The organism is Bathymodiolus thermophilus thioautotrophic gill symbiont (assembly GCF_003711265.1).
Lineage (GTDB): Bacteria > Pseudomonadota > Gammaproteobacteria > PS1 > Pseudothioglobaceae > Thiodubiliella.
Genome location: NZ_CP024634.1, coordinates 162,337 through 175,398, shown reverse-complemented (window position 1 = coordinate 175,398; position 13,062 = coordinate 162,337). Strand labels below are relative to the sequence as shown.

Here is a 13,062-nt window from a genome sequence, read left to right as displayed (position 1 = left end):
CAAACCAGTTTTCAGACAATAATACACAAAATCTTCGCCCTTTTTACAAAAAACCAGCCAACTTTCTGCAAAAACAAAAAATAACAGTGGCAATCAGCCACTTTTTCAAATTCCACGCCATAACAGCCATTAAAACATTAATTTCATCACCAACTTGCCCTTTGAGTAAATTCCTAGACAATCTAAAATCTGCTTTAAGATGTCCAATGATAGGTTCTATTGCTGCTCGTCTTTTACACAACTTACGCTTTTTATCTCGTTGGTAACGGCTGTCTCGTTTCAGGGGCTTTTTAGGTAAGATGATTTCAGCACCTAATACTTCTTTTGCACCCACATACCCTCTATCACATACTGCCTTCTGAATGGGCTTGATACGATTAGCGTTAGCGTGAGCAATGGCTGTATCTAGTGTTTTCGAATTGTGAATGTTTGTCTCGTGACTTGCTACACCAACGATGATGTTGCTGTCTTTGGTGGAGACGATTGAGACTTTATTGCCAATTTAGCGTCAGTGAGATAAGCGATGTTTTTCTCTTGAACAGTGGTGTCTAATTAACACGGCTGACTCTTGTGCTTTTTTACCGTGTAATGCAACACTCATTTTAAAGATAAGGTTGAAGCCTTCAACGCCAATGCGTTTTCTAAAATGCACTAACTCAGTGGCGTTGCAAGGCACATTGGCAATATAAGCGCTGTAGTCACAAAAGTATGGGTAATACGGGTTTCTTTTGAACTGCACAACAGCGACTTCATCTGAGAGATTCTCCAGTTGTTTAAGGATGAGCAAGCTCACCATTAGGCGAATGGGTTTTGAGGGTTTGGCATTGTTAATGCAATAGTGCTTGGTGAAGACATCATTAAAAACTTGCCAGTCTATGGTGTGGAATAGTGCACTTTGGTGTCTAATTGATTAAAGAATTCTGAGTGAAATAAGTTTTTTTTGGTGGATATTGGTAAAGATTCGGTTAGCATATTTTTAGGTAAAACGACCAAAAAAAGAGTGTTATTATGCCAAAAATTGGTTTATTTGCCTATGGTTTTTTAATTTTTTATTATATCTAAATGGTTAGGTGGTTTTTAAGGGTCAACTAATTAAAGAATCCCCACAAACATTGCTTTTTATGAAATAATCTGCAATTAATGTCTTGTTCTATTCTTAAATCTCGGAGTTTACCAATGAACATGTTTAATCGTTTTATCATCACTACTTTATTAGTTTTATTTACCTCACAGGTATTTGCCACCAAACCCTTACTTACGAATGCCAAAAGAATAGACCATAAGACGATTCTCATTACTTTTGACCAGCCTGTTAAAATGCCCGAGTATCCCGTAAATAAAGGCCTCTCAGTAAACTTATATTCCGAAAGGGACCCCCAAAATCCTGCCTCTACTCTCACATACTATTTAGGCTCTGCTATGGCCAATGCTGATTTTTTTTTCCAGAATCGTTAAACCCAGTTGATGGTTTCGCTCAACAGATGAAAATCACACTTAATCAAGACAGTTTTAATTTAGCCGATAATAGCGGTAAACATTCAGTTACTCTATATCTTAATAATGTGTCTCCCCGTAATAAAGATGGAGAACAGGGTGAACAGTCTTATCATAATAATCTTGTTCTTGCTGGTGATAGCAACCTCAACATTTTATCCTTCAATACTTTTAACGCTAACGAAGGCGACAGTTCTACCTACACCCTTATCCCCAGCGATACCGCCGCTACTTTCAGCATTACTGAAAATTCCACTGGAAATTTATTTAGCCTTAGTGGCACTAATAACACAACCCTAACCTTTAACGGCACTGGAACCGACTTTAAAAACGGCAGTAAATCCTACACTGTCAAAGTCAAAGCCACCATAGGAAAAGCAGCCCACCAAAACACCGAACAAACCATCACCGTTAATATCAACGACATCAACGAAGCCCCTACCGACATCACACTTTCCAACACTACCGTGATAGAAAACACCACCACCATTGGCACATTAACCAATACCGATGACGCACTAGGCACAGAGACTTATTCATTAATTTCAGGCTTTGGCGATAATGCCAGTTTCAGCATTACTGGCGCAACACTGTCTTTAAACACAGCAGCAGATTATGAAAGTAAAACTTCATACAGCATTAAAGTGCGTGCCACAGACGGCGCCTTAACTTTTGATAAAGAATTTACCATCACCATTACTGATGCCAACGACACTAATCCCAGCAACATAATTCTAAGCACCACTGTTATTAATGATGGCGCAGAAAGTGGCACTACAATTGCCACGCTTTCTGCCACCGACGCAGACACCGTTGGCACATTGACTTACGCCCTCAGCGGCGATGACGCATCCAGTTTCAGCATTAACGGCAATCAATTAAAAATAGCGGAGAATGTTGTTTATTCAACTAAATCCAGCTATAACATTAATATAACTGCCAATGATGGCGTAAATACCTCTGATGCTACAACATTTACCCTTACTGTTAATCCAAACCCCATCAACATCACCAATGTCAATATAGTGCGTGACGAAGGCAGTGCCCTTACCGCTCTCACTATCACTGCCACCAATGAGCCTAGCGGTCAAACCTTGACTTATGAAATCTCAGGTGCAGACGCAGAACTTTTTAATCTAAACGGCAACATCGTTACCTTTAAAGTCGCCCCCGACTATGAAGTCCCAAATGACAATGGTAGTGACAACATCTACAACCTAGAGTTAAAAGTCAACGACACAATTTCCACTACCTCTAAAGCCATTACCATCACCATCCACAACCTCAAAGAAAACACCATCACCATCGCCAATCAAACCCGCTCTATCAATGAAAACTCAGCCGTCGGCACCGACATTGGAACCCCCCTAGCCACCGTAGGCACAGTAACATCCTTCGCCATTACCACTGGTAATAACGACGGCTTCTTTACAATCAACAGCACAGGACAAATCCAAGTTGCCAAACTAGGTCTTGATCACGAAACCAAACAAAACTACATCCTCACAGTCGAAATCAAAGGCACCGATGCCAAAGACGAAACTGCCGAAATCACCATTAGCCTCAACAATCTTAATGATACCGCTCCCACCAACATTACCCTGAGCAAGAAAAATATTGTACTCGGCGAACCCGCTGGCACAGTCATAGGCACCTTATTCGCAACCGATACAGACGATGATGATTTAACCTACACCGTCAACGACATCAACAATTTTGAAATTTCTGGTAACAAACTAAAAATCAAACAAGTAACCACCGAAATACACACATATCCAATCATCGTTACCGCCAACGACGGCGTTCACACCTCCGAGCCACAATCCTTTGACATCACCATCACCGCCACCCACATCGCTGCCCCAGTAATCGCCCAATTCACCGTAACCCAGGGTGAAAACAAAGGTCCTTTAATTAGCAAAGATGGCGGAGAAGTTACCATCAGCGCCTCAGCAGGCACAGGCACTTACGCTTGGAGCAGTGACGATTTTTCTGGCACAAACACCAACAAGACTTTTGTCTTTAACCCCCAAAGCGTCAATGTCGGCACCCGAACAATCACATTAAAAGTAACAACTGGCGATTTTTCATCAGAAAGAGTGCTAAAACTTAAATTAGTTGACACCTACCCCAATGGACGAACAGACACAAACAGCAACGGCATTTCCGACAGCAAAGAATCCGGAAATAGCAACAACGAATTACCCGCAAGCACAAACAAAAAAATCACCAGCCCAAACAACACCAGAATACTACCTGGCATCATGGGCGAAGATTCCGGACAACTAACCCTCGATCAACTAAAACAATACAGAGCAGCCAACCACCTATCTGACTACACCAAAGACACCCTAGCCACTGGCGATATCTACGACTATATAATTGAAGGCCTAAGCGCCAGTGGCGCCTCCACCCAAGTAACCATTGAACTTACCACACCAATCCCTGAAAATGCAGTATTGCGTCAATACTCACTGGTAACTGGCTGGCGTAATTTTGTAGTTGATAACAATAACATACAATCTAAAACCAACACAAGCAATACCTGTACCGACACCGATGGCATTTGGCAAACTGGATTAATCACTGGTGCAACTTGCCTTAAACTAACCCTTAAAGATGGTGGCGAAAATGACGCTGACGGTAATCATGCAAATGGTGTGGTTGAAAACACTGTTTCAATAGCAACACCTGTTGTCGGTGGTAGTGGCAATATTGACGATAATAGCAACAGTAGCAGTGGTGGTGGTTGTGTTTACAATCCCAATACATCTGCTAGATTTGATATGGTTTTTATCCTATTAATGACATTGAGCGCTTATTATTTAATCAGAAGAAAGCGCCGATTTTCTCATTAAGTAAATAAATCAAGTAAACATACTGACAAAAGGCCCTGTGAAAATAGGGCTTTTTTTTGCCTGATTTATTGTAAGATTTTTTTTGGTCTCATGCCGAGTATGGGGGCAAAGTAATTTAGGTTCTTGTTTTCAACAACCTCCTTTGGTAAAATTTAAAGTGTTGTAAAAGTGGTAATTTTATATGTTCTTAACTAAAAATTGTTAATACAAAATCAATAATGGGTTTAAACTTATTGAGACCTTTGCATAAATATGGATGATTAGCAAAATTCAATTTTTGCCCACTTGGTAATTTTCTTAAACCTTATCCTAGCAGGGCTAAGGCTGGGTTTAAAAAATTATCAAGTGGGTAAAACGAGGATTCTTGATGATTATTTATATTTATGCAAAGGTCTCTTATTATTGATCTTCGTTAATATTTCTATTTTTTGCAATAACTGCTACTTCAGAGTTTGTAACAAGGAAGAATCTAACAATACAGTTTTACCAACATTATTTTGACCACTAATAATATTAATTCTACTTAAGCCTTTACTCTACACCGAAAAAGACGAACCGCAACCACAAGTGGTTTTAGCATTAGGATTGTGAATAATAAAACGAGAGCCTTGTAAGTCTTCCAGATAATCAACGGTGGCACCGATTAAGTATTGGTAACTCATGGGGTCAACGACTAATTGAACGCCGTTTTTTTCGACACCAGAGTCGCCTTCTTTGTGCTTGTCGTCAAAAGTGAAACCGTAGGAAAAACCTGAGCAGCCACCGCCAGTAATGTACACACGCAATTTTAAATCGTTGTTTTTTTCCTCTTGAATCAGGTCGGATACTTTTTTAGCGGCGTTGTCGCTAAAAATGATGTCTGCTGTTTCTAAGATTTGTGCTGCTTCCATATTTTTCTCCTTTTTATGGCAATAAGCCAATTTGCTCTAATCCTGTATTTTCATCAAGTCCGAACATAATATTCATATTTTGAATGGCTTGACCAGAGGCGCCTTTAACCAAATTATCAATCACTGAGACGATAATCAATTTGTTGCTATCGGGGGCTTTTTGCACAGCAATTTGGCAAAAATTACTGGATTTGACACTGCGCGTTTCGGGCATTATGCCTGCATCAAGCACAGTAACAAAATGCTCGTCTTTATAAGCCTCTGCAAATACAGATTGTACCTCAGTATTGCCATCTAATAAGTCCACATAAAGTGTGGCTTGCATGCCCCGAATCATTGGCACCAGATGTGGCACAAAAGTTAGCCCAACGCTCTCGCCTGCTAACAACGCTAGTTCTTGTTTAATTTCGGGATAATGTCGATGTCCACTGACGCCATAAGCTTTAAATGATTCACTCACTTCGCATAGCAAAGTGGCTTGATTGACGCCACGACCTGCACCGCTCACACCCGATTTGCAATCGGCAATAATGTTAGACAAATCAATTAATTTATTGTCAATTAGTGGCTTAAGTGCCAACTGGATAGCGGTTGGATAACAACCAGGATTGGCAACTAAAGTGGCATTTTTAATTTGTTCACGGTTAACCTCACACAATCCATAAATTGCTGATGACAATAAATCATCTTGCGTATGCTCTGAGCCGTACCATTTTTGATATTCAACTGTGTCATTCAAGCGGAAATCTGCACCTAAATCAATCACTTTAATACCTTGTTTAATAAAGCCACCCACACTTTTCATTGCCACACCATGGGGAGTAGCAAAAAATATTACCTCACACTGGTTTAAAATTACATCATCTGGCAAGGAAAATACCAAATCACACTGCCCAGCCAAAGAGGGAAACATTTTATCCACCCGTTGCCCAGCCTCTGAACGAGAACTAATTGCAATCACTGTTACTTGTGAATGATTGTGTAATAAACGCAACAATTCAATGCCTGTATAGCCTGTGCCACCGATGATGCCTACTTTAATTTTATTCATAATTTAATTTATCGAAGTTAATGGATGTGCGCCCAGTATATATATATTTAAAGTGCTTTCCAGATATTAATTTCCACTTCTTTCTAGTGTTCCCTTTGTTTAAAGACTTTTTATTGATAACTACATATCCTCGCTTATAACTGATATTGCTATCTAAGATGTTAATTAGGCAATCAACAATATTTTTAGAATGCCGAAGTTGCTTTATCGCATCGCTTTTGTCTTTAGCATTTTTAAGCTCACAAAAAAGTATCTTTTTATCTGTATGATTTATTAGCACATAATCACAAACTTTTACATTTTTTATGTTGCTTACAAGTGGCTTAAGATCAAAACATTCAATCTTTTTTTCTACATCAAAAACAATCGTGTGTTCTTGATTCTGTTGCTGTTCAATCAAGTCAATATCCCTGCAACAATCTTTATATCGATATTGATATTTACCAGGCGTATCAAAAAATTTCTCAAACATCATTAGATTCTAGCAAGCAACCCGTCATTAACTTCGTTTAAATCGTTAATCGCATTATCCATACTCTCAACTTCCATACCGTATTTGTCAACTTTGCACTCGCTAACGCTACCATCTTTGGCAATATAAGCACTAACCTTGTCGGGATTGATAGTATGTGCTTGTTGGTATTTATGCTTTTTCATAAAAACATTTTTATCCTTAAAATCGCTATTCAACATCATTAGATTGTTCAATTCTAATACCAAAGTATCGCTATGCGTAGTTAGCAATATTTTTAAATCATTGTTGATACAATCTGCAATGAGTTTGGCTAACAATCTTTGTTTTGCTAAACTCAAATGACTTTCTGGTTCATCAATAATAATTAAATCGCCTTTTTTGGCCTTGTGTTTTAAGAAAAAATACAGATTAGATAGGGCGCGAACTGAAGCAGATGCCAAATGTAATGGAATATCCATTTTATTATTGCCCTTTCTATTATTTAAAAATCTAATTTCTGTGCCATTATGTTTTAATTTTCCACCATATCCGTCGCTTCCAAACATATTTTCTATATGGCTTGATAAATCTACCCCTAATTCAGACTTTGTTTTTTGATGCCTCTCAATGGCTCGCATAAAGTCAATATTATCTTTAATCGGTAGAGCATATCTCGAACTGTTTTCTATTAACATATTGAAAGGATCTAAGTCTTTATTTTTCTTTAAACGATCCATTAAGTTTGCCATATTTTCATCTAAATCTTTTTGAAATAGACTGATGCCTAATCTTTCAGAAACAGAGATAAAAACATTAGGTATTTCAAAAATTCCACTAAGCATTAAACGGTCTGTACTCGTAAAATCTAGTGACATTTCACCGTCTATTTTGATTTCAATATTGTTTGAGTCAATATCGACATATAGCCAAGTATCTGCCCCCACCTGTCTTTTCAGGCGTTTATTTTGAACAAAGTTAATATTTGACAAGCTAACAGCTGTGTCGCTTTGTTTTGGTTGACTAGAGAATACATTAGAAGCCATACTGCCAAAAGGATTTCCATTAACATAATTGTTGGCAATATCTTTCAAGATTTTATTTTTATCTAAAGTGCTTTTATCGACAGACAGTTTCCCGTTATTTAATAAATCCTTTCGCTGTTGCTTAGTAAAAAATTTAATATCAGATACACTATCGCCCCATGTTGACAACAATCCATACAAAGCATAAGCAATATAAGTTTTGCCCGTATTGTTATCACCAAAAATCAAAGTTAAGTCATTAACTTTGATTTCTGCCGATTTTATGGGTTTAAAATTTTCTAATTTAAATTGCATTTAATGCTCTCCCAGCATTTTCTCAAGATAATGAATATTCATACCACCCTTGCGGAAAACTTTATCTTCCATAATGCGTGTTTGTAAAGGGATGTTGGTTTTGATGCCGTCAATGACCATTTCGTCGAGGGCATTTTGCATTTTGATAATGGCGCCTAGGCGGGTGTCGGCAAAGGTGATGAGTTTGCCGATCATTGAATCATAGTGAGGTGGGACGGTGTAGCCGTTGTATATGTGTGAATCGACACGCACGCCTAAGCCGCCAGCAACATGATATTGGGTGATTTTTCCAGGGGAGGGCATAAAATTGTTGGGATCTTCGGCGTTAATACGGCATTCAACTGCGTGGCCTTTGATTGCCACATCGTCTTGGGTGAATGACAGTGTTTGGCCGTCGGCAATGAGTATTTGTTCGCGCACGATATCAATGCCAGTAATCATCTCGGTTACGGGATGTTCAACTTGCACACGGGTGTTCATTTCAATGAAATAAAATTCATTGTTTTCAAATAAAAACTCAAAAGTGCCAGCACCACGATAGTTAATTGCTTTGCAGGCATCAGCGCAAATTGTGCCAATTTTATGGCGCAATTCAGGCGTGATGCCGGGGGCAGGGGCTTCTTCTACCACTTTTTGATGACGGCGTTGCATTGAGCAGTCGCGTTCACCGAGATGTACTGCATTACCGTGTTCATCGGCTAAAATTTGAATTTCAATGTGGCGAGGTGTGGTTAGAAATTTTTCCATATATACTTCTGGATTGCCGAAGAAACTTTGTGCCTCGGTCTTAGCCAATTCAATAGCGGTCAACAAATCTGCTGTCTTTTCAACCACATGCATACCTCGTCCACCACCGCCACCAGAGGCTTTAATGATAATTGGCAGTCCAATTTTATTGGCAATTGCAATATTTTGTGCATCATCGGTACCAAGTCCGCCATCAGAACCTGGAACACAAGGTACACTTGATCCTTGCATGGCCTCAATGGCAGCAACTTTGTCACCCATAACACGGATATTCTCAGCACGAGGGCCGATAAAAATAAAGCCGCTTTCTTCTACTTGTTGTGCAAAATCCGCGCTTTCGGACAAAAAGCCGTAACCCGGATGAATGGCATCAGCATGAGTAACCTCTGCGGCAGCAATCAAGGCGGGAATGTTTAAATAACTGTCTTTTGATGAATGTGGGCCAATACATACTGCTTCATCTGCCAAGCGCACATGCTTGAGTTTTTTGTCAGCAGTCGAATAGACGGCAACAGTTTTGATGCCGAGTTCTTTGCAAGCACGCAAAATGCGCAATGCAATTTCGCCACGATTGGCGATTAAAACTTTATTAATTTTATTCATTTTATAATAATTAAGGTTTGTCCAAATTCAACGCCATCACCATCGTTGCACAAGATTTCAGTAACTGTGCCAGATTGAGTGGCCTCAATTTTATTCATAATTTTCATGGCTTCAACAATACAAATAGTATCGCCTTGATTGATATGTTGTCCAACTTTAACAAACGCCTCGGAAGTAGGCGACGCTGCACCGTAGAATGTGCCTACCATTGGTGAAGTGATTGGATGCCCGTCAATAACTGTAGCCTCTGTTGTTTCGACATTAGCAACAGGTGCGACCGCTACAGGTGCTGCAACTTGAATAGGTGCGGCTGCCACAGGGGCATTGCCATAACGAGAAATACGAACTGACTCTTTGCCTTCTACAATTTCAATTTCTGCCATGCCAGATTCTTCTAGCAGTTCCATGAGTTTTTTTACTTTACGAATATCCATTTTTAACGCTCCTTGATGTATTTAATTGCTGCATTAAGTGCAAATTCATAGCCTTGTGCGCCAAAGCCTAAAATTACTCCTTCTGCAATGTCTGAAAAATAAGATTGCTTACGAAATTCTTCACGCTTATAAACATTAGACAAATGCACTTCTGTAAAAGCAATACCTGTGGCTAATATTGCATCACGCAAAGCAACAGAAGTGTGTGTGAATGCCGCAGGGTTGATAATCATATATTTTGTGCCATTCTTACTGGCAGCGTGAACTTTATCAATCAACCCAGCCTCTGAGTTGTCCTGATGATGCTCAATTGACAACCCTGCCTCAGTGGCTAATGCTTCTATGTGAGCAACAATATCGCTCAAAGTTTGCGTGCCATATTGTTCTGGCTCACGCGTACCAAGCATATTTAAGTTAGGTCCGTTAAGAAATAAAATATCCATTATGTGCAACCAAAGTTAAAAGTTATGAAAAAGGGCAATTTTACCACCAACTTAATGAATGTTAGTCAATTTTAACTACTTTAAACCACTAGAAGCCTTTGCATGCAATAGGGGGAGACTCTGTATTAGACATAAATCTTAATCAAAGATCAGCTTTCACTCATTGGTAAATTCTTATAAAATCCATCTTAGCCCTGCTAGAATAGGCTTTTATAAAAAATTATAACAGAATAAAAGTTGCCCTTTATTCAATACCCATATCTAATGCAGGGATCTCTAGGGATAAATAATAACATTCAACTTTTACCCAATTGGTGATTTTCTTAAACTTTGTTTCGACAGAAAAGGAACAGTTATAAACCGCTCCTTATGGCTGACTTACCCTCTTAGAGGCTTGCTGTAAGCCACTAGAAAAATTGCCAAGTGGGTAAAAAGTAGATTTTTGATGATTGCTCATATTTATACAAAAAAACCTCCACTACATTGAATTATTCAAATGCTTAAGAAAATCTTGCGCATTGATTTCACCCACAATACGCTGAGAACGATTTTCAACTCCTGCTTTGAAAAATAAAATTCCCGGTGGCCCAATAATGCTAAAACGCGCCATTAACGCTTTATCATCCTCATCATTAGCGGTAACATCTGCTTGCAAAGCAATGACATTTTTCATCTCATTAACCACTGTGGTATTTGAAAATACAAAACGCTCTAACTCCTTACAAGAAATACACCAATCCGCATAAAAATCTAACATTACTATTTGATTGTTGCTTTGCGCCCTAGCGAGCACACGGTCTAAATCAGCACTTGATTTGATTTTCTCAAAAGCCACATGTACTTTTTCTGCTTGGACATTTGTGCCATAACCAGCCAGTGGCACCAACATATCGCCACCACCACGAGCAACCAACCCCCAGAGCAACATACCATACATTAATATCAATAAGCCAATACCTTTAAAAATGCGTTGCCACGGCGTTGGCGTATTGCTAATGGAATTAAACACACCCATTGCCATTGGCGACAAAGTAAATAGCGATGCCCACAATATCAACGAAGTATAGGGTGAAATAATACGGTCTAGTAAATAAATTGCCACAGCTAACATCATAATGCCAAATACATACTTAACATTGTCCATCCAGCCGCCCGCTTTAGGCAGTTTACTCACGCCAGCACCCACTGCCAATAATGGCGCACCCATGCCCAAACTCATCACAAATAAGGACAAACCACCGAGCAGAGCATCACCTGTTTGGCCAATATAAATCAGTGCACCTGCCAATGGTGGCGCAACACAAGGTCCTACAATTAATGCTGATAAAAAGCCCATAATCGCCACACCAATCAGGCTTCCGCCTTCTTGATTATTGCTAATATTGGCAATTTTGCTTTGTAGACTAGAGGGCAATTGAATGTCGTAATAGCCAAACATTGAAAATGCCAAGGCGACAAAAACCAAACTAAAGGTTATCAATACCCAAGGCGTTTGAAACAATACTTGTAAATTTTCACCAAAATAGCCTGCCAAAACACCTGCCATTGAATAAGTAACACTCATTGATAGCACAAATACAATGGACATAATCAGTGCTTTTTTGGTGGTCATTGTGCCTTTTTGACCAATAATAATACCCGATAAAATCGGTATCATTGGGAACACACAAGGGGTTAATGCAAGCAATAAACCAAAACCAAAGAAACTTGCCAACACAAGCCACATATTATCTTGTTGTAATAAAGCGGTAATTTTGTCAGTTTCATTTAGTGGCTCACTCTTTGTGGTGCTTGATGTTGGTGTTAACGACGCCTCAATGGGTTTAGTCACAACGACTTCGCTTGCTTTCGGCATAACAATGTCTGTGATTTTTTTCAGCGGCGGATAACAAACGCCACCTGCCCAGCAACCTTGATATTTGGCACTGAATGAAAGGGATTGAGCGTTTATTTCGGTGAGCGGAATATCAAGTTCTAGCAACCCTTTGTGAACCTCCACTTTGCCAAAAAAATCATCGTCCTTAATTTTGCCCTTAGGAAAGGCGATATCGTCAAATTTTGCCCCTTTAATATCAATAAAAAATTTATCATGATACAAATAATATTCCGGATGAATAACCCAACTTGCACGCAAAGTATTGGCATCAATGGCAGTTACTGAAAAATTAAATGCCTCATCTGCGGGTAACGGCTCGTCAGAAATTGACGCTGCTTTACTAACTATTGACTGCATAGTAGACTTAGCTTTAGAGAACATATTAAACGCACCCTGTGCCAAAGAAGGCTTCTGTATGCCACCAATATTCAACTCAACCGATTTGGTAATCGGCGGATAACACACGCCCAAATCTGCACACCCTTGAAATTCAACGGTTAATACAATAGTTTTTGCCTCGCCTTCAAGCACAGGAACAACAACAAGCGTATTGTCACGATAAGTGCCTATTTTGCCAAAAAACTCATCATTTTTGATTTTTGCAATAGGAAACTTCGCTTCGCCTAGACGAGCAGAATAATCTGAAGAAATTTTGATTTTTTCTTTATAAAGATAATAACCTTTGGCAATATCCCAATTAAGAAAAATCTTGTCATTAGCCACCTTGGCTTGAAATGCAAACGCCTCATCAGCAGGCAACAACCCATCTTCTGCTTGCGCTAATGGCAAAAATAGCAGTAAAAATAAAGGCAATAAAAATCGTTTCATGTGTCCCCCTTGATATATCAATACAATTGCATTATGTTATACACTTA

11 protein-coding genes are annotated in these 13,062 nt (G+C 39.2%); 1 reads left to right on the top strand and 10 read right to left on the bottom strand.

The features are described 5' to 3' along the window. Positions 1-43: 43 nt before the first annotated feature. Together MS2017_RS00635 and MS2017_RS00630 are read right to left on the bottom strand one after the other, a co-directional pair. Positions 44-484 (bottom strand): transposase, encoded by a 441-nt coding sequence (locus MS2017_RS00635; RefSeq protein WP_277424511.1) that lies wholly within the window; start codon positions 482-484, stop codon positions 44-46. A 24-nt stretch (positions 485-508) separates the two neighbouring features. After that, the gene (locus tag MS2017_RS00630) at positions 509-877 is read right to left on the bottom strand and encodes a transposase (protein ID WP_478209811.1); all 369 of its coding nucleotides are present in this window, start codon (positions 875-877) and stop codon (positions 509-511) included. Positions 878-1,481: 604 nt separating this feature from the next. On the opposite strand from MS2017_RS00630, the gene MS2017_RS00620 reads away from it, so the two are divergent. Continuing rightward, positions 1,482-4,352, top strand: a complete 2,871-nt coding sequence (locus MS2017_RS00620; protein ID WP_122950924.1) for a cadherin domain-containing protein — start codon at positions 1,482-1,484, stop codon at positions 4,350-4,352. Between the two features lie 536 nt (positions 4,353-4,888). Here the strand turns inward: MS2017_RS00620 and erpA are convergent. The 8 genes from erpA to MS2017_RS00580 form a co-directional block, all read right to left on the bottom strand. Then, positions 4,889-5,242, bottom strand: coding sequence for an iron-sulfur cluster insertion protein ErpA (gene erpA, locus MS2017_RS00615; RefSeq protein ID WP_071564550.1), 354 nt, complete (start codon positions 5,240-5,242; stop codon positions 4,889-4,891). Between the two features lie 13 nt (positions 5,243-5,255). Further along, complete coding sequence (gene argC / locus MS2017_RS00610) at positions 5,256-6,293, bottom strand: N-acetyl-gamma-glutamyl-phosphate reductase (RefSeq protein ID WP_122950923.1); 1,038 nt, start codon at positions 6,291-6,293, stop codon at positions 5,256-5,258. Further along, positions 6,286-6,768, bottom strand: a complete 483-nt coding sequence (locus MS2017_RS00605) for a hypothetical protein (protein WP_143108755.1) — start codon at positions 6,766-6,768, stop codon at positions 6,286-6,288. The genes argC and MS2017_RS00605 overlap by 8 nt, the downstream gene beginning before the upstream one ends. Next, positions 6,768-8,084, bottom strand: a complete 1,317-nt coding sequence (locus MS2017_RS00600; protein WP_122950922.1) for an AAA family ATPase — start codon at positions 8,082-8,084, stop codon at positions 6,768-6,770. Before MS2017_RS00600 ends, MS2017_RS00605 begins: the two co-directional genes overlap by 1 nt. After that, positions 8,085-9,434: an acetyl-CoA carboxylase biotin carboxylase subunit gene (accC, locus tag MS2017_RS00595; protein WP_122950921.1), complete on the bottom strand. Its 1,350-nt coding sequence runs from the start codon at positions 9,432-9,434 to the stop codon at positions 8,085-8,087. Further along, complete coding sequence (gene accB, locus MS2017_RS00590) at positions 9,431-9,868, bottom strand: acetyl-CoA carboxylase biotin carboxyl carrier protein (RefSeq protein WP_071564545.1); 438 nt, start codon at positions 9,866-9,868, stop codon at positions 9,431-9,433. Before accB ends, accC begins: the two co-directional genes overlap by 4 nt. 2 nt (positions 9,869-9,870) lie before the next feature. Beyond that, positions 9,871-10,311: a type II 3-dehydroquinate dehydratase gene (gene aroQ / locus MS2017_RS00585; protein WP_071564544.1), complete on the bottom strand. Its 441-nt coding sequence runs from the start codon at positions 10,309-10,311 to the stop codon at positions 9,871-9,873. 478 nt (positions 10,312-10,789) lie between these two features. After that, the gene (locus tag MS2017_RS00580; RefSeq protein ID WP_122950920.1) at positions 10,790-13,015 is read right to left on the bottom strand and encodes a protein-disulfide reductase DsbD; all 2,226 of its coding nucleotides are present in this window, start codon (positions 13,013-13,015) and stop codon (positions 10,790-10,792) included. Positions 13,016-13,062 lie beyond the last annotated feature (47 nt).

Bases quoted from the DNA above. Each gene is read 5' to 3' on its own strand.
- MS2017_RS00620 (WP_122950924.1), top strand. From the start codon at position 1,482: ATGAAAATCACACTTAATCAAGACAGTTTTAATTTAGCCGATAATAGC.
- erpA (WP_071564550.1), bottom strand. From the start codon at position 5,242: ATGGAAGCAGCACAAATCTTAGAAACAGCAGACATCATTTTTAGCGAC.
- argC (WP_122950923.1), bottom strand. From the start codon at position 6,293: ATGAATAAAATTAAAGTAGGCATCATCGGTGGCACAGGCTATACAGGC.
- MS2017_RS00605 (WP_143108755.1), bottom strand. From the start codon at position 6,768: ATGATGTTTGAGAAATTTTTTGATACGCCTGGTAAATATCAATATCGA.
- MS2017_RS00600 (WP_122950922.1), bottom strand. From the start codon at position 8,084: ATGCAATTTAAATTAGAAAATTTTAAACCCATAAAATCGGCAGAAATC.
- accC (WP_122950921.1), bottom strand. From the start codon at position 9,434: ATGAATAAAATTAATAAAGTTTTAATCGCCAATCGTGGCGAAATTGCA.
- accB (WP_071564545.1), bottom strand. From the start codon at position 9,868: ATGGATATTCGTAAAGTAAAAAAACTCATGGAACTGCTAGAAGAATCT.
- aroQ (WP_071564544.1), bottom strand. From the start codon at position 10,311: ATGGATATTTTATTTCTTAACGGACCTAACTTAAATATGCTTGGTACG.
- MS2017_RS00580 (WP_122950920.1), bottom strand. From the start codon at position 13,015: ATGAAACGATTTTTATTGCCTTTATTTTTACTGCTATTTTTGCCATTA.